A 24,115-nucleotide genomic window follows, 5' to 3' on the forward strand; every position below is an offset into this window, starting at 1 on the left:
GGAGGCTGGCGCGTACCCCCGGTGGGTAGCGGACACTGACCAAAGTGAGTATGGCCCGTCGGGCTTGCTCGACACTCTGAACCGGACTCAGGCGCCACGCAACGGCCGCACACCCACATGCGTGACGCCCGAGGCCTGACCATCCGCAGTGCCTCGCGGCGCCGCGGCGGGCGATGATCGGCGATTCTGGCCTAGGCACCGGTGTCCGGCCGTTTTCCACTGCAGGCGCCCGTCGCCACGCACCCAATCATTCCCCGCATGCCCAAATCCCTATTGCGAAAAACGATGTACGGCGCCGGCGTTCTGGCCGGCTTGGTCCTCGTTGCGGTCGTATCGGTCTATGCGTTGAGCGAAAGCCGCCTGCGCAAGGACTACGCGATCCGTGTCGCGCCCGCCGAACCCGACCCGGCGCTGATCGCCGAAGGCGCCCGCCTGGCGCGCTCGCGCGGCTGCGCCGACTGCCACGGCGACGATTTCGGCGGCAAAGTGCTGTTGGACGAGATGCCGTTCGGGCGGATCGTCGGCGACAACCTCACCGTCATGCCGGCCGGCCATGCGCGGGTCTCGGTGCGAGAACGCATGTACCGCGCCTTGCATCACGGCGTGGATCTGGATTCGCGTCCGCTGATGATGATGCCGTCCAAGGAATACGCCAGCCTGAGCATGCGCGAGATCGATGCGCTATCGGCCTACTTCGCCACGCTCGCGCCGGTGCGTCGCGAGTTGCCGGACAGCGCGCTGGGACCGGTGGGCCGCACGCTGTTGGTGGCCGGCAAGATGGAGAGCTTTCTCTCCGCCGAAAGCATCGACCATGCCGCGAGCGCCGTCGCCGAAGCCCCGCCGATCGGCACGCTCGAATACGGCCGCCATGCCGCGCAATTGTGCACCGGCTGCCATCGCGGCGATTTCGCCGGCGGGCGGATGGATCACGGCGGCCCGGGCATGCCGCCAGCCGCCAACCTGACGCGGCATGCGACCGGCCTTGCGGCGTGGAGCGAACGCGACTTCATCGCCGCGATGCGAACCGGGCGGCGGCCGGACGGCAGCGAAATCGATGGCAAGGCCATGCCCTGGCGCGCGGTGGGCCAGGCGAGCGATGCCGAACTGCATTCGATCTGGTTGTTCCTGCGCAGCCTGCCGCCGATTGCGCGCGATGCCGCGAAGGCGCCTTAGCGCCTTGCGATGGCGTCCGGCGGATGACCTACCGATCGGACCAGAGGTGGTTCGAATCGTCGGACAAGCCCGGCCCGCACCAGTTCGCGCGCAAATACAAATTGATCGGCAGATCCCACGCCGGAGGCGACTGCAGCAGGCAGGACCACGATCCGGGTGCAGCCATCGCCATCACTTGCGGCGATGAGCGCAGCGACGGCTGCGCCGATGCCTTGCTCGCCGATGGCGACAATGGCGCGGCGGCCTGTCGCGGTTGCCCCGCAACCGGCGGAGTGGTCGCCCCCGCGGCAGGCGGCTTGGGGGGCAGTTTCGGTGGGCCGCCTTCCAGCGGCATCGGCTCGTTCGATTTCGACGATTCCAGCGCGCCGATATCGATGCCGCCGGGAACGGCACGCGGCCGCCAACGGCCGTAACCGAGTTTCTCGCGGATCGGGGGATCGGCGGCCGGCAACAACAGCGGCGACGGGAACGGCGCTCCGGATGGCGCAGGCGGCGCGTTGTTGCCCTTGTTGACCGCGGGACTGCCGCTCGCCGGGCGCAGATTGCGTTGGGCGATATTGGCCAGCAACGGATCCAATCCCTTGAGCGTGCCGGTCCATTCGACCGGCACGTTGCTGGCGTTGGTCTGCACCCAGTTGTTGCTGCCGGTGACTTTGCGTCCGGCCGCCCAGGGTTCCAGGTCGAAAGGCGCGCATACCGGTGGCTCTTCGTGCGCGCTGGCGGGATTTTCGCGCACGACGGCCGGACCCGTGCCGCTGGTCTGGTAGATCAGGTTGTTGTGCATTTCCAGCCTGCCCTGCCCCAGCTGCACCAGCACCGCGGTGGCGCTGCCCAGGCGGTCGAACAGGATCGTGTTGTTGGCCATGCGCACATGGCCCATGTTGCGGCCGTTGAGGTCGCCGCCGATGCGGACCGCATTGGCCCATTCGCCGGTGTGGACGATGACGTTGCCGACCACGTCGGAGTTCTCGGTCTTCAAGCCAGGCGTCCAGTCGTTGTCCTGGGTTTCGCAGTCCGGCCCGATCAGCTCGATCTCCTGGTAGGCGGCGCCTTCGAACCAGTTGTAATAGATCTCGTTGCGCTCGTGCCGGCTCTTGAGCAGGTTGCCGCCGTTGCCGTCGTGCACGTAGTTGAAGCGCATGCGGAACACGGATCCGGGATGGGCCACTTCGTCCGACTGCATGTAGATCGGATGCTTCGTGGCGGCGTCGCCGGCGTCGTAGATTTCGCTGTATTCCAGCGTGAACGATCCTGAATGGAGATCCGCGCCCAGGATGCCGTGCGCATCGCAGCCGTGGATGACGCTGTCGCGCACGACGACATCGTGGGCTTCGCTGAACACGCAGGTCTTGCTGCCGCCGCGGATCTCGAAGCCGTCCAGCACCACATGATCGGACAACTCGAATTTGATGGTGTGCTCGCCGCCGCTTAGCACCGGCCGCGAGGCGCCGGGCTCGCGCCGCCAGCGGATCGTCACCGGGCTGCCGAAAGCGCCGCCGTCGTCTTCGCCGACTACGATCCCGCCCGAATAGGTCGCGTTGCCGTCGACCAGGATGACGTCGCCCGGCGCAAGATTCCTGGCGTTGAACACCGCGGAGAGCTGCGTGTATTGCCGGCCGCTGGGGCCGACCGTATAGGTCGCGGCCGATGCCGCCGGGGCTGCGAGCATGAAAGCGAATGCCGAGGCGACGACGCGGAAATCCCTATGCATGGCCCATTCTCCCTAAAGCCAAATCCCATTCTGGTTCCCGCAACGGAAACCAGACACCGACTTTGGTCAGTGTCCGCGCCGGAGATGTGACCGATCGCGCAGAACGCGCTTCAGGGACAGCCCGGCAAGCAGCCGCGACATCTTATCCCTGTCGGGCGAAAGGAGACATCGAAAATAACGCGTTAAGCCGTCATCCCCCGCAAAGGCCGGACTGCGGAGGCAGTATCCCGGAGCGAACATCTGCGCAGGAGCGGCATGTCATCCAGCGGCTTCGCCCTCAGGCCGTCATCCCAGCGCAAGCTGGGACCCATTTTGATCTTGCGGTTGCACGTCGACCTGCCGACCGTTTCAGAACGGAATATCGTCGTCCGCGAAATCGTCCATGCCTTGCTGCTGCGAGGGCGCCGGCTCGCGGCGCTGCGCCGGCGCCGGGCGCGAAGGGCGATCGCCGCCGCCGCTGCGCTCGGTCCGCTGCTCGCCGCGGCCTTCGGTGCTGCCGAGCATCTGCATCTCGTCGGCGACGATGTCGGTGAAATACTTCTCGACGCCGTCCTGGCCGGTGAACTTGTCGTAGCGGATCGAGCCTTCCACGTACACCTGGCGGCCCTTGCGCAGGTATTCGCCGGCGATCTCGCCGAGCTTGCCGAAGAACTTCACCCGGTGCCATTCGGTGCGTTCCTGGGTGTTGCCGTCCTTGTCCTTGCGCACGCTGCTGGTGGCCAGGCTGATCGTGGTCACGGCCATGCCGCCCTGGGTGTACTTGGTCTCGGGGTCGTTGCCGAGGTTGCCGACCAGGATCACTTTGTTTACGCCGCGGGCCATGCTTGCCGTCCTCAATCTGTGCCTGCCCGGATCGGGCCGCATCATTGAATTATAGCCGCGCCCCGGAGTGCCGTAGGCCGATATCGCGGCCTGACGTCGGGCTTGTCTGAATCGCACGGCGCCGGCCCCTCTTATAATTGCCCTCTTTTCGTCCGGCCCGCCCATGGATTCCGCGCCTTCCCGTCTGCGAACGCTCGATTTGGCCGCCATCCAGGCCCTGGCCTCCGCCGACATGGCCGCCGTCGATGCCCTGATCCGGCGCCGCCTGGCCTCGGACGTGGCCCTGGTCAACCAGATCGGCGAGCACATCGTCGCCGCCGGCGGCAAACGGCTGCGGCCCATGCTGCTGCTGTTGGCGGCGCGCGCGCTGGGCCATGCCGGGCCGGATGCGCACCAGCTGGCCGCGGTGATCGAATTCATCCACACCGCCACCCTGCTGCACGACGACGTGGTCGACGAGTCCGACCTGCGCCGCGGCCGCAAGACCGCCAACGCGCTGTGGGGCAACGCGCCCAGCGTGCTGGTCGGCGATTTCCTCTACTCGCGCAGCTTCCAGCTGATGGTGGAACTGGACCGGGTCGAAGTGATGCGGATCCTGGCCGATACCACCAACGCGATCGCCGAGGGCGAAGTGCTGCAACTGCTGCACGTGCGCAACCCCGACACGGACGAAGCCGCCTACCTGCGCGTGATCGAGCGCAAGACCGCGGTGCTGTTCGCCGCCGCCACGCGCCTGGGCGCACTGCTGGCCGGCGCCGACGCGCAGTCGCAGCGGCGTTTCCACGACTACGGCATGAATCTGGGCTACGCCTTCCAGATCGCGGACGACGTGCTGGATTACAGCGCCGACGAAGCCGACCTGGGCAAGCACCTGGGCGACGACCTGGCCGAAGGCAAGGCGACGCTGCCGCTGATCCATGCGATCGCGCATAGCCCGCCCGAGGTCGCCGCGCGGTTGCGCGGCGTCGTCGGGAACGGGGACGTATCGGCGCTGCCGGAAGTGCTGGCGGCGATCAATGCGACCGGCGGCCTCGAATACAGCCGCAGCCGCGCCAACGAATACGCCTACGCTGCGGAACGCGCGTTGGAAGGGCTGGAAGAAAACGACGGCGTCGCCGCGTTGCGAGGACTGGCGCATTACGCCGTCGATCGGAAGAGCTGACGGCGTACGCTTTCCCCCTCTCCCGCTTGCGGGAGAGGGACAGGCCGAAGGCCAGGGAGAGGGTCCGGCTTTTCGCGCCATCTGACACGAAGAGCAAAAGCACGCTTCGCTACGCTCGCGTCCCCTCTCCCGCCCTGCGGGCATCCTTTCCCGCAAGGGGAGAGGAAAACTCACTTCGCCGCGAACTGCTCCTCGAAGAAATCGTCCATCATCCGGAACGCCCGCTTGGCCGCCTTTTCGTTGTAGACGCAGTTGGGCGGGTCGTTCGATTCGGGCTGGGTGAAGCAATGCACCGCGCCGCTGAAATCGACGAACTGCCAGTCGGCCCTGGCCGCGTCCATTTCTTTCTGGAAAGCGACGATATTTTCGTCCGTCACGCTGCTGTCGTCGGCGCCGTTGAGCACCAGGATCGGCGTATTCACCTTGTTGTCCTTGATCGGCACATGGCCCTCCAGACCGCCGTGCAGGCTGACGACGCCGCCCTTGATGTCGCTGCCCGAGCGCGCCAGCTCCAGCGCCACCGAGCCGCCGAAGCAGAAGCCGAATGCGCCGATCCTGGCGTCGTCGACCGGCAACTTGCCTTTCTGCGCCTTCAACGTGTCGACTGCGGCCTGCGCACGGCGCCGTAGCGTCGCGCCGCCGTCGGAATAGGCTTTCTGCACCTGCGCCAGCGCCTCCTTGCTGTCCTTCGGCCGCACGCCCTTGCCGTAGACGTCCGCGATCAGGATCACGTAATCGTCGCCGGCGATCTTCTTGGCCTTCTCCACCGAATCCTGGGTGGCGCCCATCCAGTTGGGCACCATCACCAAGCCTGGGCGCCTTTCCTTGTCGGCGTCGTCGTACACCAGATAGCCGCTGAAGGTGTCGTCGCCGACCTTGTATTCGATCGGTTCGGATTTCATGGCGGCGAAAGCGGAAACGGAGCACAGCGATAACCCGACGGCGAGTAACGAACGGCGCATAGCGGCAATCTCCCTACATGGATGTGAGCATGCGGATTTTCGCAGGTGCGAATTTATTCGCACGCTTTTACCGGCAAGAGCGTGCGAATAAATTCGCACCTACGAACGGCCGGACATCCCGTTCTACGGCGAGATGCCCAGGCCGGGAATCGAGGCGATGATATCCGGATCGAAGCCGGCCAGTCGCGCGAAGTGGCGGCCTCGGTGGGTGTAGTCGCGGTAGGGACCGAAACTCGGCGCTCCCGGCGACAGCAGGATCACGCCCTCGCCCGCCAACGCTGCGCGCGCCTGCGCGACCGCCTGTTCGAGATCTTCGGCATGCAGCAGCCGGAAGCCCGCCGTGCGCGCAACGCCGCTCAGCAGATCGTGGATGCGCGGGCCGTTCTGGCCCATCGTCACCACGACCGCCGGCGTATTGGCTCCTATCGCGAGCGCGAAATCCGACCAATCGATACCCCGATCGTGGCCGCCGAGCAGGATCGCGACGCGACGGCCGCGGAACACGTCCAGCGCCGCCAGGCTCGCGTGCGGCGTGGTGCTGATCGAATCGTTGACGTAGGCGATCCCGTCGCGCGCGCCCAGCGTCTGCAGGCGGTGCGGCAGCGGCACGAAATCGCGGGCCAGAGGTGCCAGCGAAGCCGCATCGAACCCCAGAGCTTCGATCGCGGCCAGCACCGCGCAGAGATTGCCGCGGTTATGGCGGCCGGGAAGCGCTACCGCACGGGTGTCGAAAACGAAATCTTCGCCGCGGAACAAATCGTCGCCGCGCAGGTGCCAACCGTCCTCGCGCCCGAACCAGCGCGCCTCGCTGTCCGGCAAGGACAGCGCGGCGAGCCTGCGATCCTGCGCGTTGAGCACGGCGATGCGCGGCTTTCCTTCGGTCAGCAGCGCCAGCTTGTCCTCGACGTAGCGTTGTTCGCCACCGTGCCAATCCAGGTGTTCGGGGAAGATATTGGTGACCACGGCCACATGCGGGCGCACGCCCGAGCCGGCCACGTCGCGGGTCTGGTAGCTGGACAGCTCGATCGCCCACAATTCGGCCTCGTCTTCGAGCAATTCCAGCAACGGCAGGCCGATGTTGCCGCACAGGGCCGTGCGGTGCCCACCCGCGCGCAGCAGATGCGCGAGCAAGGCGGTGGTAGTGCTCTTGCCCTTGGTGCCGGTGACGCAGACCGTGCGCGCATCCGGCCGTTCGGCGAACCACAGCGCGGTGCCGCCGACAAAACGAGTGCCTTCGTGCGCGGCGATCAGCGCTTCGGGCTTGTAAGGGCTGATGCCGGGCGATTTGACGACGATATCGAACGCGGACAAACGGCCCGCGCTGGCATCGGTTTCGACGCTGAGCGCTCCGTCGCCCGCGGCGCTTGCGTCGGCGGCTTCATCGGCGCTGCAGAACAGCGTCAGCGGCAGTTGCGGCAGGCGCGAGCGGATCGCACGGTAAGCGGCGCGGCCCTCTCGCCCCCAGCCCCACAGCGCGACGCGCCGGCCTTCAAGTTGCGAAATGCGCACTTAGCTTGTCCCACAGCGCAGGCGGCACGCGATGCTCGTCGTCTATCGTCAACAATGGAGCGATGTCGAGTTCGGAAGCCTGCAGTTGCGGCTGGATCTCGCGGCGGAAGCGTTCGACGATGGCGTCTTCCCGCCATTCCGGACGCTGCGCCAGCGCCGCCATCGCAGCGCGCGATTCTTTGCCTTCGCCGACGCATTCGAAAGGCTTGTGGTTCTGGAACTCGAGCAATGCGTCGTAACCGGGGATCTGCGCGGCATCGTCGAGCAAGTTGCGGCCGAAGATGGCCACCAGCCGCGGTTTGGGCATGAACGGCGCCAAGGCCAGGAACACGAAATGGCACTTGGGGCAGACGCCGCACCAGCGGCTGGCGGGACGTTCGCCCAGCAGGTGGAAGTTGCGGTTGCAACTGGAGAAATGCGCGTCGTAGCGATCCGTTTTGGCGAACTGCCGGGCCACCGCGAGCTCGCTCAATGGCCGCAGCAGCGAGTAGTAACTCAGGTCGGCGGCGATGCGGCGCTGCACGTAGCCGCCGAAGTCGCGTTCGAAGGCCCAGCCTTTCGACCACTGGTGGTTCACCTCGCCGGTCCCTTCGATCAGGCTGCCGTAGCTGGCCGAACGCTCGTTGGAGAACACGACCTGATCGGCGCCGAGCAGCGCCGCGGCGAACACCATGATCGCCGAGTTGATCGCGGTGACCGGGATATGGCCGTTGTAGGCGCCCTGACGGTTGTATTCGAACAGTTCCGGCGCCAGCTGGCGGCCGATGTTGAGCGTCGGCAAGCCGGTGCGTTCGGCGCAGGCCTTGATCAATTGCGAGCCGCCGACCCAGGTGACCGTCTGTTCGATGCCGGCCGCGCGCAACGCTTCGATGCTGACCAGCGAATCCTTGCCGCCGCCGATGGCGACGAGCGCATGCCTGCGCAGACCGAGCGACGCCGCATCCGCCTTTGCGGGAGCGAGATCGGAAGCCGGAAAACGGATCCGGCCGTGCAGGTTAAGGCCATTGCGATACGCGAATTCGCCCAGGCCGTTGAGGTAGAGTTCTTCCATCAATGCAGCGGTGTCGGCATCGATGCCGTACGAATCGATCCGGATTTCCGCAGGCACCGCTGCCTTGTAATAACTGACGCCGGTGATCAGGTGCAGCGAACGCAGCGCCTTTTCCGCAGCCTGCGCGCGAGCGCCGTCGAGCGCGAACGGTGCGCCCGGAATCGTGATCGTTTCGACCAGCTCCGGGCCGTCGTCGAACGCGTAGACCAAGCGCGCGATGCCGGTGCCGGGATCGAAATCGCAGCGGACGAAGCGGAAGGCGCGGATGGAATCCCTGTCGAACGTCATCTAATCAACCGCCCCATTGTATTTATCCGACAAATTCTTGGTCGTCAGCCGCAGGTAACGCCGGCAAAGGAAGAATTCGGCCGCCAGCGCCGGCAAGGCGCCGAGCATCACGCCGAAAATAAGCGCGTACAACGCGATCGAGGGCATCCAAACCCACGCCTCGCGGAAAGTGCCCGGCGCAGCGGCGAATACCTGGTCCAGCAGTTCGGCGATCATCAGGCAGATCAGCACGAACACCGGAAACATGAGGAAGGCCAGCGCTACCGTCTTGAACGCCATGCCGATCGGCGTCCACTTGCGGTCCAGGTCCGCGCCTTCGCGCCAGCCGACCACCAGCCACGCCGCCAAGCCGGCCGTCATCGCCGCCGCAGGCGCGATGCCCAGGGCCGAGCGTGCGTTGGACGGCCACTCCGACCACGGCGCGCCGCTCATCGCGCCGATCGCGACGTAGGCGATCGTCACCAGCGCGGCCGCGGTGAGCGCGCTGGCCAGCGTCAGCGCGGCCTTAGGGCTCATCGATGCCGTCCCCGTCCATCGCTTCCTCGTGCGGCAGGTCGCGCAGGTTGTAATGGTTGGCCATCACGTAGCCGTAGGCGCCGGCGTCGGCGATCAGCAACACATCGCCTTCCGCGGTGGCTGCGGGCAGCAGGCGCGAATGCGCCAGCACGTCGCTGGATTCGCAGATCGGGCCGACGATGTCGAACTCGGCGCGACGCGCATCGTCCAGGCGCGACAGGTTGTGGATGCCGTGATAGGCCTCGTACAAGGCCGGCCGCATCAACGCGTTCATGCCGGCGTCGCCGCCGACCCGGCGCACGCCGTCCTTCTCGACCACCTGGGTCACGTGCAGCAGCAGCGCGCCCGACTCCGCCACCAGATAACGGCCCGGTTCGATCGCCAGCTGGAAGCGCGGATAGGCGGCCTTGATCTCGGCCAGGCCCGCCGCCCAGGCGGCGATGTCGAAGGGGCTCGCGTCGGGCTTGTACGGGATCGGCAGTCCGCCGCCGATGTCGATGATCTCGACCGTGCCGATGCCGTCGGCGAAACCGGCCAGCTCGGCGTAGACCTGCTGCCAATGCTTGGGCAGGTCGACGCCGCTGCCCAGATGCGCATGCACGCCGACGATGCGCACGTCGAGCGCGCGCGCACGCGCGACGAACGCGTCCAGCGCGGCGATCGGCAGGCCGAACTTGGACGCGCTGCCGCCGGTCTTGACCTTGGCGTGATGGCCTTCGCCGCGGCCCAGGTCCAGGCGCACCCAGATCTTGCGGCCGGCGAACACCTCCGGCCAGTTGTGCAGCGCTTCGACGTTGTCCAGCGTGACCGTCACCCCGCGCGCGAACGCCGCCTCGTACTCGCCGCGCGGCGCGAAGCTGGGCGTGAACAGGACGCGGCCCGGATCGAACTGCGGGAACACGGTGAACACGTGCTGCAGTTCGCCCTGCGACACGCATTCGAATCCGAAACCCTCGGCCTGCAGCGTGCGCAGGATGTCCGGATGCGGATTGGCCTTGAGCGCGAAAAAGCGGCGGTCGATCGCGGTCGCGCCGTTGAGCGCGCGCGCGCGTTCGCGCACCACCGCGAGGTTGTAGACGTAGCGCGGCGTGCCGTGCGCGGCCATGCGCAGCAGGCGCTCGCGCTGCGTGCGCCACCACGGCGCCGGCGGCGGCGCCGGCGGGCCCTGCACGATCTCGCGCCAGCTCGGGCCGAACACGCTGGCGTCCTGCACCGGCATCGCGCCGCTGCGCACCAGTTCGGCGTGCAGGTGCGGCAGCAGGCCGTCGGCGTCCGCCTCGTCGATCACGAAGGTCAGGTTGAGGTCGTTGGACGACTGCGAAATCAGATGCACGCGTTCCTTGCCGAACGCCGCCCAGATGTCGGACAGCTTGTGCAACAGCGAACGCATGCCCCGGCCGACCAGGGTGATGGCCGCGCAGGGCGCGATCACCTTCACCCGGCAGATCTCGGCCAGGTCGGCCGACAGCTTGGCCAGCACGTCCGTGCTGACCAGGTTCTCGCTGGGATCCAGCGACACGGTGACGTTGGTTTCCGACGAGCCGATCAGGTCGACCGACAGGCCATGGCGCTTGAAGCGCTCGAACACATCGGCCAGGAAGCCGACCTGCTGCCACATGCCGACGCTTTCCATCGATACCAGCACGATGCCGTTGCGGCGGCTGATGGCCTTGACCCCGGGCACGGTGAGCGCGGCGCCGTCGATGCTGGTGCCGGGCAGGTCGGGCTTCTCGGTGTCCAGGATCGCCATCGGCACGCCGCCGTCGCGGCAGGGCTTGATCGAGCGCGGGTGCAGCACCTTGGCGCCTGTGGTGGCGATTTCCTGCGCTTCGGCGTAGTCGAGCCGGGTCAGCAGCCGCGCATCGGGCACTTCGCGCGGGTTGGCGCTGAACATGCCGGGTACGTCGGTCCAGATCTCGACGCGCTGCGCGCCGAGCAGCGAACCGAAGTACGCCGCCGAGGTATCCGAACCGCCGCGGCCGAGGATGGCGGTGTTGCCGTCGGCGTGCCGGGCGATGAAACCTTGCGTCAACAGCAACCGGGCGGGTTGCGCGGCGAAGCGCTGGCGCCAGTCGCCCTCGGCTTCGCGCCGGCACGAGACGGAAAGGCGCGTCGACCAATCGTTCTGGTTGGGCAGCGCGATCGCGTCGAGCCAGTCGCGCGCGTCGCACCAGCCGAAATCGAATCCCTGCGCGCGCAGATAGGCGGCGCCGAGGGTCGACGACATCAACTCGCCCTGCCCCAGCACCTCGGCCTGCCAGTCCAGCGGGCGCGATGCGGACCGCGCATCGGCAGCGAGCGCCTTCAACGCGGCCAGGCGCTCGCCCAGCGCCGCGTCGGCGTCGATCGCCAACTCCTGGGCGAAGGCGCGATGCCGTTCGACCAGCGCATCGATGCGCGCAGCCGGGTGCGGCGCGCCCTCGGCGATGGCCTGCAGCTCGTTGGTGACGCCGGACAGCGCCGACACCACCACCAGCACGCGCGCGCCGTTCTCGTCCGCGCGCCGTTTCGCCAACCGGCCGATGGTGTCCCAGCGATGGCGACGCGACACCGAGGTGCCGCCGAACTTGAGCACGATCCAGCGATCGGAAGGGGTGACGGAGGACATAGAATGCTTGCTCGCCCGGGCATCGGGCGCGAACGCGCAATTCTAGACGAAGCCCACGCCGGAAGCCCCCTGCATGTCCCCACGCCGCTATGCGCAACTCGACGTCTTCGCCAACCGCCCCGGCGCAGGCAATCCGCTGGCGGTAGTGCTGGACGCCCAAGGCCTGGACGACGAGGCCATGCAGGCCATCGCGCGCTGGACGCGGCTGCCGGAGACCACCTTCGTTTTTCCGGCCGCCTCGCCGGACGCCAGCTACGGCATCCGCATCTTCAGCCCGCGCCGCGAAGTGCCGTTCGCCGGCCATCCCAGCGTCGGCACCGCGCATGCGGTGCTCGAAGCCGGGCTGGCGCAGCCGCGCGACGGGCTGCTGGTGCAGGACGGCGTCGCCGGCAAGCTGCCTTTGCGCGTGGCCGGCAGCGGCCGCTCGCGCACCATCGCCGTGCGCACGCCGCAGGCACGGGTGCTGAGGATTGCCGGGCCGGGCGAACCGCACCTGCAGGACGCGTTGGCCGGGTTGCCGCCGGGCAAGCTTCCGCCCGCCCTGATGGACGGCGGCCGCCGCTGGTGGCTGGCCGAAGTGCGCGACGAGGCTTCGTTGCGCGCCGCGACGCCGAACTGGGAAGCGATCGGCCGCCTGGCGCAGGCCACCGAGAGCATGGGCTTGTGCGTTTTCGCGCGCAGCACCGACCCGGTGTACTACCTGGCGGTTCGCGCCTGGGTGGGCGCGCCGGCGCAATTCGAGGATGCCGCTTCGGGCGCGGCCAACGCCACGCTGGCCGCATGGCTGGCGTCGCAGGACGCGTTGCCCGGCGAAACCGGCTTCTACCGCATCAGCCAGGGCCGAGAAGTGGGCCACGACGCGATCATCGAACTGCAGGTCGACGACGGCGGCCAGGTGTGGTCGGGCGGGCGCGTGGTGACCGTGGTGAGCGGCCACATCGACTGGTAAGCGGTTTTTCGTAGGTGCGAATTCATTCGCACGCTCTTGATCGAAAAGCGTGCGAATGAATTCGCACCTACAAAAGCGGATGTGCGGCTATTTCGCTTCGTAGACCGGCTTGCCGTCGATCCAGGTCGAACGGATCTTCAGATCGTCGAGTTCGGCCACCGGCATCGTCAGCGGATCGGTTTCCACGATCACGAAATCCGCCGGCAACCCCGGCGCGAGACGGCCGCTCGCCTTTTCGTCCTTGCCTGCATACGCGGCGTCGGCGGTGAAGCCGCGCAACGCTTCGGCCGCGCTCAATTTCTGGTCGGCGAGCCAGCCGCCGGGCGGTTGGCCCTGGCGATCCTGCCGCGTCGCCGCCGCGTACAAGCCCAGGCGCGGGTCGACCGATTCCACCGGGAAGTCGGAGCCCAGCGCGATATGCGCCCCCGAATCGAGGAAGCGCCGCCAAGCATAGGCGCCGGCGATGCGTTCCTTGCCCACGCGATCCTGCGCCCACGGCATGTCGGACGTGGCATGCGTCGGCTGCATCGAAGCGATCACGCCGAGCTTGGCGAAACGCGGGATGTCGTCCAGCGACACGATCTGCGCATGCTCGATGCGCCAACGGTGGTCGGACTTGGCGTCGTCGCCCAATACGCGCTGATAGGTGTCGAGCGCCAGGCGGTTGCCGCGATCGCCGATCGCGTGCGTGGCCACCTGCACGCCGCAGCGCTTGGCCTTGCGCACCGCCGCTTCGTAAGCGTCGGGCACGGTGACGAGCAGGCCGCGGTTGCCGGGCTCGTCGCTGTAGTCGGCCAGCAATGCCGCGCCGCGGCTGCCGAGCGCGCCGTCCATATACAGCTTGACGCCCTGCATCTTCAGATGGCCGCCGGAATGGCGGTACAGGCCGTTCGCGCACAAGTCCTGCAGCGCGGCCTTGTCGCCATCGGCGTAGGCATCGATGCGCAACGGCAGGCGGCCGTCGTCGGCGAAGCGGCGGAACAACGCCAAGTCTTCGCGCGAAGTGCCCATATCGTGCACGCCGGTGAGGCCGTTGCTGGCCGTGGCCTGCAGTGCGCGCTGCAGGGCTTTTTCGCGGAAGGCCTCGTCGGGCGCGGGCACGACGCGGTTGATCAGGTCCATCGCGCCATCGACGAAGAGGCCGGTGGCCTTGTCGCCCTGGCGCAGGATACGGCCGCCATCCGGTTGCCAATCGCCGTCGAGCGTCTTGCCGGCCGGCCCTTTTTCGACCGCACGCATCGCTGCCGAATTCGCCCAGCCGGCATGGCCGTCCACGCGCTCCAGCCAGACCGGGCGATCGGGAAAGGCCGCATCCAGATCGGCGGCGGTCGGGAACTTGTTGTCGTGCCAGTCGTTCTGGTCCCAGCCGCCGCCGAGCAGCCAAGCATCTTTTGGCAGCGTCTTTTCGTATTCGCGCAGTCGCTGCAGGATGTCCGCTTTGTCCTTGGTGCCGACCAAGTCGGCGCGCATCAGCGCGTAGCCCAGGCCCATCAGGTGCGCATGCGCGTCGATCAGGCCGGGAATCACGATGGCGCCGCCGGCATCGATGCGCTCGGCGCCGGGATAGCGCGCAAGCAAGGTCTTGGCGTCGCCGAGCGCGAGCACGCGGCCGCTGTCGTCCCAGGCCATGGCCTCGGCGTTCGGCTGCCCGGCGTCGGAGGTATGGATGCGCGCGGCGGTCAGCACATGCACTTCGGCGGCCGACAGCGCCAACGGCGTCAGGCATAACGCAGCAGTCAAAACGAGACGACGCATTCGCGTAATTCCGATGTTGGACCCGTCAACTATGCGGCGCGCTCGGGCTTCGTGGCAACCCGCCGCGCTTGAGCGCTTCGTAAGAGCGGCTTCAGCCGCGGGCTCTTGCCCTGAGCCGCCGGTGCGCGGAGAGGCAAGCGCGCAAAACAACCGAAGGACGGCTTCAGGCGGCGCATGAAGCGGGCTATTACCGTGGCGATCTCGTCATCGGTCGGAAAGCTCGCGGCTAAAGCCGCTCCTACGAAAAGCAGTTGCTCACTGTCCGGAGGTTTCGTGCCGTACCACCGCACGCCGCCCCCAAGCGGCCATCGCCAACGCCGGGAAATACATCAGCAGCCCATACATGGCCCCGGGCACCGCGATCTGCGACGAATGGAGCAAGGTCAACGCGATCACGATCGCCAGCGTGCTGTTCTGCACACCGACTTCCATGCCGATGGTGATCGCGTCGCGTACCGCCAGTCCGCTGATCCGCCCGAGCAGGAAGCCAAGGCCGATGGCGGCGCAACACAGCGTCATCGCGGCCGGGCCGATCTGCGCGAACCAGGTCGGCAGGTTCGCGCGTTCGGATATCGCGATGCCCACGATCAGCAGCAGCAGGAACGCGAGCGCGAACCTGCTGACCCAGGGCTCGGCGCGCTGCGCGAACGACGGCGCGGAACGGCGGACGCCCATGCCCAGCAGCACCGGCACCAGTACTAACGCGGCCAGATGCACGATGGTTTGGCCCACCGGCAGCCGGATGTCGCGGGTTTCGCCGCCGAACAACTGCAGGGCCAGGTTCACCAGCAGCGGCACGCTGAGGAACGTCACCAGCGCACTGATGACCGTCAGCGTCACGGCCAGCGCGACGTTCCCGCGCGCCAGATAGGTCAATGCGTTCGAAGTGGTGCCGCTGGGGCAGGCCGCGACCAGCACCAATCCGATCGCGAATTCGGCCGGCATGGGGAACAGCCACGCCACGGCGAAACCGAGCAGCGGCAGCAGCGCGTAATGGCCCAGGATGCCGACCAGCACCGGTTTGGGCCGTTCGGCGATGCGGCGGAAGTCGCCGCCGCTCAGGGTCATGCCGATGCCGCACATGATGATCGCGATGGCCAGCGGCAGAGCGAACTTGATCAGCAAGCTATCTTGCATGCGTCAACCCATGGCTCGACCGATATCCAGGCATCGTATCGTGAATATGACGCCGCGTGCATAGCTTTCTTGGATCGGAACTCGATCTCACGCGAAGGCAACCTTCGCGTGAGGTCGAGCCGGTTGACTAGTCAGATAGCGCAAGTGCCAGAGACAGACATATCGCCCAAGTTGACGACACCGCCGTAAGCGCCAGCATACTTTCCGCAAACGAATCTCAAAATGAAGCACTCGCGCCAACCTATGCACGTTTGCACCGTAGGACCCGCTTTTGCGGGAGCTACCACAGCCAATCCCAACAGGATGGATAACATCGTCGATTTCAAGAGCAGATTGCGGGACATTCGCTTCTCCTAGCGTCAATACAGGTGGGCCCTGCGAACCGGGCAAACTCCAAGACGAGGGAAGCGACAATCGCTGGCCAAAAAGAAGGGGCCTTTCGGCCCCTTCCTACTCTCCCTGCAAAGCGGTGATTACTCCGGGCGTACGTCGACCCGCACACGGATCCGGTCGCCCGGATGGTAATCGGTTCGGGTGCGGTAACTGCGCCCGCCGTACTCGTAGGTCACATCGTAGCCCGCCACGCGGTTGTCGTTGACGCGGCTATAGCCGTAGCCGTTGCGGACCGGTTCCGGATCGCACACGGTCACCGAAGCGGGACGCTGCCGCTGGCGCACGGACTGGTCGTAAATCGCGCGGCCAGCCATGCCGCCCGCCATGGTGCCCAGCGCCGAGGCGACGTAACGTCCGGAGCCGCCGCCGACCTTGCTGCCGACCACCGCACCGATCACGCCGCCGACGACCGTCGCCACCGTACGGCTGGTTTCGTTGCCGCCGCGATAACCGTTGTTGCCGTAATAGCCGTCGTTGCCATAGCCGTTGCTGCTGCGATAGTAGCCGTCGCGAGCGTAGTATCCGTCGTTGCCGTATCCGTTGTTGCCATAACCATTGTTGTAGTAAGGGTCGTTGGACGCATAACCCTCGTTGCGCGTATAGCAACGTTGCGAACCATTCGAATGCGCGCCGGTATTGCCATAGCCGTAATCCGACTGGATCACCGGGTCCACCCGAAGCACGCGCGCGTAGTCGTAGTGGCTGCCCGACGACTGGCCGTAACGGTCGACCGTCGGCTGGCCGTACTGGGAGTAATACCCCGAGGATTGCGCCGAGGCGGTGCCGACCGTGGCGGCCAAGCCCAGGGCAAGGATCGAAGTAGCGAGGCGTTTCATGGTGTGCTCCGGGCGCCGGAATGGCGCGCCTCGCACGCTAGAGTCGGGCAGGTAAAGCCGTGCTGAATCGAAACCGATTACAGCGCTACGGCCAACAAGGGGTTTACCTCGCCGACAGCCACGCCATCGACTGCCGGGCCGCGTCGATGGCGCTTGCACCCAGCAACGGCGCCACATGGCCGGCGGCCGGCAAACGGATCACATCGGCCCGCCAAGCCGCCGCCAGCGCCAGCGTGGTTGCCGCAGGTACATCTTCGTCGTCTTCAGAAACTAGGCAGAGCACCCGGCATAGCGGCTTCGCGACGGCGATTCCGGCTTGCGCCGCGCGCATCGCCGCACCGCTTTCGTCGCGCCAGCGCCTGAAGGCGTAGAGCGCGGATGCATCGTTGGCATCGGGCATCGACTTGCGCGTCGATGCCAGCCGAGCATCGCGGCGCCACGGCACGACATCGGGCCATGCCCGATGCGGCAGTCCCTCGTGGAACGGCGCCGGAGGCAGCGGATTGATCAGCACCAGCGCGTCGGCCTCGTCGGCCGTAAACGCGGCCAACAAGCCGCCCAGGCTCGCGCCGATCAGCGCTCGCGGGCGTGGCAGCGTACGCAGCGCGTCGCGCACCTGCGCGACGTAATCTTCGAACACGGTCGCCTGCACACCGGCGGGCGAAGACTGCAGATCGGGGGCGTGGGCTTGAAGTCCCCGCGCCGCGAACACCCCGCGCCAAAGATTCCACTCCCAGCCGCCGCCGCCGGCGCCGTGGATCAGCAATGCCGATTTCATCGCCGCAAGGCCGCCGTCATCGCCAGCAGCTTGTCGGCGACCCGGCGCACCGATTCGCGATCCTCGGCCGCGGCCATCGCCAGGTAATGGCCGGCGACATTGCGGATCGCCGGTTTGGCGACGCGCACCAGGCGTCCACTGGCGACAGCATCGTCGGCGAGCGGAGAGCGCAGCAAGGCGATGCCCAACCCCGCCTGCGCGGCCGTCAGCACCAGGTCGTAATCCTCGAAACGGCGGTCGGCGGATTTGGCGCGGAAGCGCACGTCCTGCGCGGCCAGCCAGTCGCGCCACTGGCTGGTGTCCGAATCGTGCAGCAAGGCGTGCTCGGCCAGGCGCGCGGGTTTTGCGTGGGCGCCCAGGCTGGCGGCTAGATCGGGAGAAGCCACCGGATACAGCTGTTCGGCGAACAGCAATTGCGCGCGGACACCCCGCCACTGGCCCTTTCCGTAACGCACCGAGAGATCGCTCTGGCCCGCGGCGAGATCTGCGACGCGATGTTCGATCGCCAGTTCGATCCGCCGTTGCGCGGGCGATTCCTGCAAGGCGGGCAACCTGGGCAGCAGCCATAGCCGCGCGAACGAAGGCACCACGCTGATCCTGATCGTCGGCATCTCGCGGCGCGGCCGCCAGCGGTCGGCGGATTCGCGGATGGCGCCCAGCGCTTCCTCTACCTGCGCGACGAAGCGCTGACCCGCAGGCGTAGCGCGCACGCCGCGGCCGTGGCGCTCGAACAAAGGCGTGCCCAGCCAGCGCTCGACGGACTGCACGCGGCGACTGACGGCGCCATGGGTCAGTTCCAGCGATTCGGCGGCGGCAGTGAACGACCCCGTGCGGTGCGCGGCGATCACGGCGGTCAGTCCGTCCAGCGGCGGCAAGGATGAGCTGTGCATGTGGCGCACAGCACATCATCGATCGTTGCGCTATGTCAACAGCCCGGCCGCGGCGAGCATGGGCGCGTCTTCCCTACCCGCCTTCCTATGCGCCACCCGATCCGACCGTGCCGTACGCGCAGACGCGCCCGCTACCTCGCGACTCTCGGCGCCGCCGTTTTTGCAGCCGCAGCGCAAGCCCAGGACGATGTGGCCGGCAGCGCCGACGATGCGTTCGGCAGCCGCATCGGCCAGGAAAGCATCGGCCTGTATTCCGAATCGCTGGTGCGCGGGTTCGACCTGCAGCAGGCGGGCAACTACCGCATCGGCGACGCCTATTTCGTGCGCGCGGCGGGGCCCACGGACGCCATCGTCGCGTCGTCGCAGGTCCGGGTCGGCGCAAGCGCGCTACCGATCGACTTCCCGGCGCCGTCCGGCATCGTGCAATACACGCTGCTGCCGGGCGATCGCGACCGCAGCCGCATCGAAATCGGCTTCCAGCATGCGCTGGACAGCAATCCGCGGCCGTATCTGCGCAGCTTCTTCACCCGCCGCACCGACGACGGGCGTTTCTCGCTGTCGGGCGGCGTGCTGGGTTCGCCGAGCGCGCGTTACATGTTCGGCAACGAAGCCGAATACTACGGCGTCGGACTGGTGCCGCGGCTGCGGCTGGGCCAGCGCTGGCAGCTCACCGGTTTCCATGGCCTCTACGTGCAGCGCTACCAGGCCGACGTGGGATTCGTGCCCGCCGACGGCGTGCGCCTGCCGCAACCCGACCGGCTGCGTTACCTCGGGCAGACGTGGTCGCGCTTCGACACCCGCAACGTCACTTCAGGCGCGATCGCCGCTTCCGACGCGCGCGACAACGCTTGGGACTATTCGCTGTCGGCCGTTCGTTCGCGCGTAGACCGGCCTCGGTCGGACTTCAACCTGTTCACCGAAATCGACGCTGCGGGCCGCGCGTCGGCATCGGCCTTGGTCGCGCGCGACCGCACGATCGATTCGAAAGCGCTGGAGGCCATCGCACGCCGCGACTGGACCGGTGAACGCCATCGCCACGAGTTGACCGCACTCGCCCGCTCGCGGCGCTCGGACTATCGCAACCCGCGCACGACGTCGGTCGACGTGGGCGACGCCTCGTTGCTGGGTCAGGTACCGCAAGCGCCGCGCGCGGCGGACGATCACGGACCTCAGGGCGGCGCCGGGGTCGAGCAACGCGAATGGGGGTTGGGCTGGCGCTATCAGCACCGCGGCGGTTTCACCGCCAATGCCGGTTTGCGCCGCGTCGCGATCGACGAAACCGCGCTGCAGGCCAACGGCGTACGCACGATGCGCAGCTCTGGCGCCTGGCTGTACAACGGCTCGATCGTGCTGCCGCTGTCGGCGCGGTCGACGGCTTTCGCCTCCACGACGCGCGGCATCGAAGAAGCGGGCAGCGCTCCCGAGAACGCCAGCAATCGTTTCCAGGTGCTGCCTCCGATCCTGGCGCAGCAGTCGGAGCTGGGCGTGAAGTGGCAACCGGACGCGTCGCTGTCGCTGATCGGCACCTTGTTCGAGATCGAAAAACCCGAGCCCGGCTTCGACGCCGGCAATGCCTATCGGTTTTTGGACGATGTCCAGCACCGCGGCGCCGAAATTTCCCTGGCGGGCGACATCGCCGAAGGCCTGCACGTGGTCGCCGGCGCGACCTGGATGCGGATGCGGCTGCAGGGCGATCGCGTGGACGCCGGCCAGATCGGCGAGCATCCGGTCGGACGCTCGGCGAAGCTGGCCTTGGCCAGCTTCGATTACGCGCCTTCGCGATGGCGCGGCGTTTCGATCGATGCCGACGCGACCTACTACGGGCCGCGCTTCGTCGACGAACGCAATCGCTACCGCACGCCCGGCTATACGCTGCTCAACGTCGGCATGCGCTACCGGTTCGCCTGGAATGGCCTGCCGGCGGCCCTGCGCCTGCGCGTCTACAACGCCACCGACAAATACGCCTGGACAGTGGGCGGCAGCGGGATCCAGTCCTACGAACCCGAACGCCGGGTGATGCTGAGCCTGGCGCTGGGCGAATAGACCGGCCCGGTTAGACCAGTTCCGCCTCCAGCGTAATCGGCACCGCGCTCAGCGCCCTGGACACCAGGCAGTTTTGCTTGGCGTTGTCGGCGATGGCGCGGAACTTGGCTTCGTCTATGCCCGGGATCTTGGCTTTGGTCTTCAGACGAATGGCGCTGAGTGTGGGGCCGCCTTCCATCGACAGATCCACCTCGGCGCGCGTATCCAGCGCTTCCGGCGGATGGCCGGCGTCGCTCAGCATGGCCGACAGCGCCATCGTGAAGCAGCCGGCGTGCGCGGCGGCGATCAGTTCCTCGGGGTTGGTGCCTTTGACATCGCCGAAACGGGTGTTGAAGCCGTAGCGCGTGTTCTCCATCAGCCCGCTCTGCGGCGTGCTGAGCTGGCCCTGTCCGGTCTTGAGGTCGCCTTCCCAGTGCGCGGTGGCGTGGCGCGAGATGCCCATGTCGTCCTCCGTAGGTGTGTGGATGTTGCGGTCGCGCCCAGCCTAATCAGGCGATCGTTACGTAAGCGTTGCCATGCTGCGCTGCAACGGCGATCCGGGTCTGGGCACGGGCGCGATGCCGCGCTAAGGTGACGATCCGCCATGACCGACGCGCGGTCGCCTGCCAGCCAGGCAAACGCGACCAGGGGCAGCTTCCGCAACGCCGACCATGACGTCCTCTTCAACCCAGACCCCAGGGAGAGACGGACTCATGTCCTACAGCACAGAACAAATCCGCAACGTGGCTCTTGCAGGCCACCCGGGCGCCGGCAAAACAACGCTTTTCGAAGCCCTGCTGCATGCCGGCGGCGCCGTCCAGACGGCAGGCACGATCGAACGCGGCACCACGGTCTCCGATTTCGATCCGCTGGAAAAGGAACGCGGCCACTCCATCGATGCCGCTATCGCCAGCATCGACCACGCCGCGGCGGGTCAACCACTTGTACACGTCAACCTGATCGACACGCCCGGCTACCCCGATTTCCGCGGCCCCACGCTGTCCGCACTGGCCGCGGTGGAAACCGCGATGATCGTGGTCGACGCCGACACCGGCATCGGCTACGGCACCCGCCGCATGATGGAGCACGCCAAGGCGCGCAACCTGTGCCGGGTAATCGTGGTCAACAAGATCGACCACGACGGCGCCAGCAGCGCCCGCCTGCTCGACGAATTGCGCGACGCCTTCGGGCCGGAAGTGTTGCCGCTCAACCTGCCCGCGGATGGCGGCAAGGCCGTCGTGGACTGTTTCGGCCAGTCGTCGGGCGACAGCGACCTGGGACCGGTCGCCGACTGGCACCAGAAGATCATCGACCAGGTGGTCGAGATCAACGAAACCGTGATGGACCATTACCTCGACCTCGGCGAAGCCGGCCTGAGCGGCGAAGAGCTGCACGATGCGTTCGAGCAATGCCTGCGCGAAGGGCATCTGGTGCCGGTGTGCTTCGTCTCGGCGCGCAGCGGCGCGGGCGTCAAGGAACTGCTGGACGTGGCCGAGAAGCTGTTCCCGCATCCGGGCGAGGCGAATCCGCCGCCGTTCCATAAGGGCAACGGCGCCGACGCGCAGCCGATCGAGGCCAAGCCGGATCCGAAGGCGCACGTGATCGCCGACGTGTTCCGCATCGTCAACGACCCCTTCGTCGGCAAGCTCGGCGTGTTCCGCGTCTACCAGGGCACGGTGAAGAAGGATACGCAGCTGTTCGTCGACGACGGCAAGAAGCCGTTCAAGGTGGCGCACCTGTTCAAGCTCAAGGGCAAGGACCACAGCGAGATCGCGCAGGCGGTGCCCGGCGACATCGCCGCGGTCGCCAAGGTGGACGACTTGCATTTCGATGCCGTGCTGCACGACAGCCACGACGAAGACCAGATCCACCTGGCGCCGCTCTCCTTCCCCAAACCGATGTTCGGCCTGGCGATCAACGCCGCCAGCAAGGGCCAGGAGCAGAAACTCGCCACCGCGCTGCACAAGCTGTCCGAAGAAGACCCCTGCTTCCATGTCGAGCACGAAGCCGAAACCAACGAGACCGTGATCCGCGGCTTGTCCGACTTGCATCTGCGCGTGAACCTGCAGCGGCTCAAGGACAAGTACGGCGTGGATGTGACCACCCGCCCGCCGCGCATCGCCTACCGCGAAACCATCGGCGCCAAGGCCGAGGGCCACCACCGCCACAAGAAGCAGACCGGCGGCGCGGGCCAGTTCGGCGAGGTGTTCCTGCGCATCGAACCGCTGCCGCGCGGCAGCGGCTTCGAATTCGTCGATGAAGTGAAGGGCGGTACGATTCCTGGCCAGTTCCTGCCCGCGGTCGAGAAAGGCGTGCGCCAGGTGCTGTCCGGCGGCGCCATCGCCGGCTATCCGATGCAGGACGTGCGCGTCATCGTCTACGACGGCAAGCACCATCCGGTCGACAGCAAGGAAGTCGCTTTCGTCGCCGCCGGCAAGAAGGCCTTCCTGGATGCGATCGGCAAAGCCAAGCCGCAAGTGCTGGAGCCGATCGTCGACTTGGACGTGAATGCGCCGGAGCAGCACATGGGCGACATCAGCGGCGGCCTGGCCAGCAAGCGCGCGCGCATCAACGGCACCGATTCGGCGCGCGGCGGCGAAATCGTCGTCAAGGCGCAAGTGCCCCTATCCGAACTGGAGGGCTATGCCGCCGAGTTGAAATCGGTCACCGCAGGCCGCGGACGTTACTCGCTGGATTTCAGCCATTACGAACCCGTGCCTGCGCAGGTGCAGCAGAAACTCGTGGAAGCCTATAAACCCAAACACGAAGAAGATTGACGTAGCCCGGGTGGAGCCGAAGGCGATACCGCGCCATCGGGTCGCTCCTTTACGATGCCATCCCAACGCGCCGCCGCGCGCTGCGAGCCATCGATTGCGGCTGCTCTTCGCTCGGAATGCCGAGACCGAAAAAACCGTCGTAATTGGCCATACGCAGCGCGCGGCGGCGCGTTGCGCCCACATCGCAAACGGATGACGCGGCAGCGCGGTCCTCCATCGCCGGCAACGCATCCCCGGCGGCACGTACTTCTTCACTTTGCCGTTGAGCGATCGCTCACAACGGCTGCTGACCGAACATATCGAAAGCCTTCGCCTAGCTTATGCGTCGGTTCGCAAGCGGCACCCCTTCCAGACCGATGCCATCGTCACCCTCCCCGACCATCTGCACTGCTTGTGGACGTTGCCGGAAGGCGATGCCGACTATCCGACGCGCCGGCGATCGATCAAGACCCGGTTCACCGCGTCTCTCGCCGCAAGCGGGATACGTGCCAATCGCCGGTGCCATGAACGCGCCGTCTGGCAACCGCGTTTCTGGGAACACGCCATCCGCGACGAGATGGATCTGTCGCGCCATATCGATTACATCCACTTCAACCCGGTGAAGCATGGCCTAACCGACCGTGTCTCGGACTGGCCGCATTCCTCGTTCCATCGTTTCTGCAGAGATGGAAACCTGCTTAAGGATTGGGCCGGCGTTTTCGAGTCACACCATAAGAAAGGCGAGTAAGCACCGCATCTGCGAGGAAAAAGCCCCGGGTATCGCTTCGCTCCACCCG

The 24,115-nt window shown here is 66.9% G+C and carries 19 protein-coding genes; 6 read left to right on the forward strand and 13 right to left on the reverse strand.

The annotated features are described in order from the left end of the window. The first annotated feature begins 258 nt into the window (after positions 1–258). Complete coding sequence (locus M2650_RS11115; protein WP_249474544.1) at positions 259–1,173, forward strand: c-type cytochrome; 915 nt, start codon at positions 259–261, stop codon at positions 1,171–1,173. 28 nt (positions 1,174–1,201) lie between these two features. Here the strand turns inward: M2650_RS11115 and M2650_RS11120 are convergent, their stop codons facing one another. Both M2650_RS11120 and M2650_RS11125 read right to left on the reverse strand, forming a co-directional pair. Next, the gene (locus M2650_RS11120) at positions 1,202–2,884 is read right to left on the reverse strand and encodes a right-handed parallel beta-helix repeat-containing protein (protein WP_249474545.1); all 1,683 of its coding nucleotides are present in this window, start codon (positions 2,882–2,884) and stop codon (positions 1,202–1,204) included. A gap of 348 nt (positions 2,885–3,232) precedes the next feature. Next, complete coding sequence (locus M2650_RS11125; RefSeq protein ID WP_249474546.1) at positions 3,233–3,706, reverse strand: single-stranded DNA-binding protein; 474 nt, start codon at positions 3,704–3,706, stop codon at positions 3,233–3,235. 163 nt (positions 3,707–3,869) lie between these two features. Between M2650_RS11125 and M2650_RS11130 the strand changes: the two genes are divergently transcribed. Next, the gene (locus M2650_RS11130; RefSeq protein WP_249474548.1) at positions 3,870–4,868 is read left to right on the forward strand and encodes a polyprenyl synthetase family protein; all 999 of its coding nucleotides are present in this window, start codon (positions 3,870–3,872) and stop codon (positions 4,866–4,868) included. 170 nt (positions 4,869–5,038) lie between these two features. Here the strand turns inward: M2650_RS11130 and M2650_RS11135 are convergent, their stop codons facing one another. From M2650_RS11135 to M2650_RS11155, 5 genes are all read right to left on the reverse strand, one after another. Further along, positions 5,039–5,770, reverse strand: a complete 732-nt coding sequence (locus tag M2650_RS11135; protein ID WP_249474549.1) for a dienelactone hydrolase family protein — start codon at positions 5,768–5,770, stop codon at positions 5,039–5,041. 183 nt (positions 5,771–5,953) lie between these two features. After that, on the reverse strand, positions 5,954–7,339 hold the full coding sequence (gene murD, locus M2650_RS11140) for a UDP-N-acetylmuramoyl-L-alanine--D-glutamate ligase (protein ID WP_249474550.1): 1,386 nt from the start codon (positions 7,337–7,339) through the stop codon (positions 5,954–5,956). Next, positions 7,320–8,678 (reverse strand): UDP-N-acetyl-alpha-D-muramoyl-L-alanyl-L-glutamate epimerase, encoded by a 1,359-nt coding sequence (gene murL, locus M2650_RS11145; protein WP_249474551.1) that lies wholly within the window; start codon positions 8,676–8,678, stop codon positions 7,320–7,322. Before murL ends, murD begins: the two co-directional genes overlap by 20 nt. Continuing rightward, a complete protein-coding gene (locus M2650_RS11150; protein WP_249474553.1) occupies positions 8,679–9,194 on the reverse strand; it encodes a hypothetical protein in 516 nt (171 codons plus the stop codon). Beyond that, a complete protein-coding gene (locus M2650_RS11155; protein ID WP_249474554.1) occupies positions 9,184–11,802 on the reverse strand; it encodes a bifunctional aspartate kinase/diaminopimelate decarboxylase in 2,619 nt (872 codons plus the stop codon). Before M2650_RS11155 ends, M2650_RS11150 begins: the two co-directional genes overlap by 11 nt. 73 nt (positions 11,803–11,875) lie before the next feature. Here M2650_RS11155 and M2650_RS11160 point away from each other — a divergent pair, with 73 nt between their 5' ends. Next, the gene (locus M2650_RS11160; RefSeq protein ID WP_249474556.1) at positions 11,876–12,751 is read left to right on the forward strand and encodes a PhzF family phenazine biosynthesis protein; all 876 of its coding nucleotides are present in this window, start codon (positions 11,876–11,878) and stop codon (positions 12,749–12,751) included. An 87-nt stretch (positions 12,752–12,838) separates the two neighbouring features. Here the strand turns inward: M2650_RS11160 and M2650_RS11165 are convergent, their stop codons facing one another. From M2650_RS11165 to M2650_RS11185, 5 genes are all read right to left on the reverse strand, one after another. Continuing rightward, positions 12,839–14,506: an amidohydrolase gene (locus tag M2650_RS11165; protein ID WP_249474558.1), complete on the reverse strand. Its 1,668-nt coding sequence runs from the start codon at positions 14,504–14,506 to the stop codon at positions 12,839–12,841. Between the two features lie 255 nt (positions 14,507–14,761). Beyond that, complete coding sequence (locus M2650_RS11170; protein WP_249474560.1) at positions 14,762–15,643, reverse strand: bile acid:sodium symporter family protein; 882 nt, start codon at positions 15,641–15,643, stop codon at positions 14,762–14,764. A gap of 473 nt (positions 15,644–16,116) precedes the next feature. Continuing rightward, positions 16,117–16,872: a glycine zipper 2TM domain-containing protein gene (locus tag M2650_RS11175; RefSeq protein WP_249474562.1), complete on the reverse strand. Its 756-nt coding sequence runs from the start codon at positions 16,870–16,872 to the stop codon at positions 16,117–16,119. A 103-nt stretch (positions 16,873–16,975) separates the two neighbouring features. Beyond that, the gene (locus tag M2650_RS11180; RefSeq protein WP_249474563.1) at positions 16,976–17,650 is read right to left on the reverse strand and encodes an alpha/beta fold hydrolase; all 675 of its coding nucleotides are present in this window, start codon (positions 17,648–17,650) and stop codon (positions 16,976–16,978) included. Then, positions 17,647–18,540 (reverse strand): LysR substrate-binding domain-containing protein, encoded by an 894-nt coding sequence (locus M2650_RS11185; RefSeq protein ID WP_249474565.1) that lies wholly within the window; start codon positions 18,538–18,540, stop codon positions 17,647–17,649. Before M2650_RS11185 ends, M2650_RS11180 begins: the two co-directional genes overlap by 4 nt. Before the next feature lie 189 nt (positions 18,541–18,729). Between M2650_RS11185 and M2650_RS11190 the strand changes: the two genes are divergently transcribed. Further along, complete coding sequence (locus tag M2650_RS11190) at positions 18,730–20,583, forward strand: TonB-dependent siderophore receptor (protein WP_249474566.1); 1,854 nt, start codon at positions 18,730–18,732, stop codon at positions 20,581–20,583. A gap of 10 nt (positions 20,584–20,593) precedes the next feature. Here M2650_RS11190 and M2650_RS11195 read toward each other — a convergent pair whose 3' ends face one another. Beyond that, a complete protein-coding gene (locus M2650_RS11195; protein WP_249474568.1) occupies positions 20,594–21,025 on the reverse strand; it encodes an OsmC family protein in 432 nt (143 codons plus the stop codon). A gap of 250 nt (positions 21,026–21,275) precedes the next feature. Here M2650_RS11195 and fusA point away from each other — a divergent pair, with 250 nt between their 5' ends. Both fusA and M2650_RS11205 read left to right on the forward strand, forming a co-directional pair. Continuing rightward, complete coding sequence (gene fusA / locus M2650_RS11200) at positions 21,276–23,339, forward strand: elongation factor G (RefSeq protein WP_249474570.1); 2,064 nt, start codon at positions 21,276–21,278, stop codon at positions 23,337–23,339. Positions 23,340–23,568: 229 nt separating this feature from the next. After that, on the forward strand, positions 23,569–24,066 hold the full coding sequence (locus M2650_RS11205; protein ID WP_425602548.1) for an REP-associated tyrosine transposase: 498 nt from the start codon (positions 23,569–23,571) through the stop codon (positions 24,064–24,066). Positions 24,067–24,115 lie beyond the last annotated feature (49 nt).

Source organism: Luteimonas galliterrae (assembly GCF_023374055.1).
In the GTDB taxonomy this organism is placed as follows: domain Bacteria; phylum Pseudomonadota; class Gammaproteobacteria; order Xanthomonadales; family Xanthomonadaceae; genus Luteimonas_C; species Luteimonas_C galliterrae.

Excerpts from the sequence above, each read along its gene's own strand:
- M2650_RS11115 (WP_249474544.1), top strand. The coding sequence starts at position 259 with ATGCCCAAATCCCTATTGCGAAAAACGATGTACGGCGCCGGCGTTCTG.
- M2650_RS11120 (WP_249474545.1), bottom strand. The coding sequence starts at position 2,884 with ATGCATAGGGATTTCCGCGTCGTCGCCTCGGCATTCGCTTTCATGCTC.
- M2650_RS11125 (WP_249474546.1), bottom strand. The coding sequence starts at position 3,706 with ATGGCCCGCGGCGTAAACAAAGTGATCCTGGTCGGCAACCTCGGCAAC.
- M2650_RS11130 (WP_249474548.1), top strand. The coding sequence starts at position 3,870 with ATGGATTCCGCGCCTTCCCGTCTGCGAACGCTCGATTTGGCCGCCATC.
- M2650_RS11135 (WP_249474549.1), bottom strand. The coding sequence starts at position 5,770 with ATGAAATCCGAACCGATCGAATACAAGGTCGGCGACGACACCTTCAGC.
- murL (WP_249474551.1), bottom strand. The coding sequence starts at position 8,678 with ATGACGTTCGACAGGGATTCCATCCGCGCCTTCCGCTTCGTCCGCTGC.
- M2650_RS11150 (WP_249474553.1), bottom strand. The coding sequence starts at position 9,194 with ATGAGCCCTAAGGCCGCGCTGACGCTGGCCAGCGCGCTCACCGCGGCC.
- M2650_RS11155 (WP_249474554.1), bottom strand. The coding sequence starts at position 11,802 with ATGTCCTCCGTCACCCCTTCCGATCGCTGGATCGTGCTCAAGTTCGGC.
- M2650_RS11160 (WP_249474556.1), top strand. The coding sequence starts at position 11,876 with ATGTCCCCACGCCGCTATGCGCAACTCGACGTCTTCGCCAACCGCCCC.
- M2650_RS11165 (WP_249474558.1), bottom strand. The coding sequence starts at position 14,506 with ATGCGTCGTCTCGTTTTGACTGCTGCGTTATGCCTGACGCCGTTGGCG.
- M2650_RS11170 (WP_249474560.1), bottom strand. The coding sequence starts at position 15,643 with ATGCAAGATAGCTTGCTGATCAAGTTCGCTCTGCCGCTGGCCATCGCG.
- M2650_RS11175 (WP_249474562.1), bottom strand. The coding sequence starts at position 16,872 with ATGAAACGCCTCGCTACTTCGATCCTTGCCCTGGGCTTGGCCGCCACG.
- M2650_RS11180 (WP_249474563.1), bottom strand. The coding sequence starts at position 17,650 with ATGAAATCGGCATTGCTGATCCACGGCGCCGGCGGCGGCGGCTGGGAG.
- M2650_RS11185 (WP_249474565.1), bottom strand. The coding sequence starts at position 18,540 with ATGCACAGCTCATCCTTGCCGCCGCTGGACGGACTGACCGCCGTGATC.
- M2650_RS11195 (WP_249474568.1), bottom strand. The coding sequence starts at position 21,025 with ATGGGCATCTCGCGCCACGCCACCGCGCACTGGGAAGGCGACCTCAAG.
- fusA (WP_249474570.1), top strand. The coding sequence starts at position 21,276 with ATGTCCTACAGCACAGAACAAATCCGCAACGTGGCTCTTGCAGGCCAC.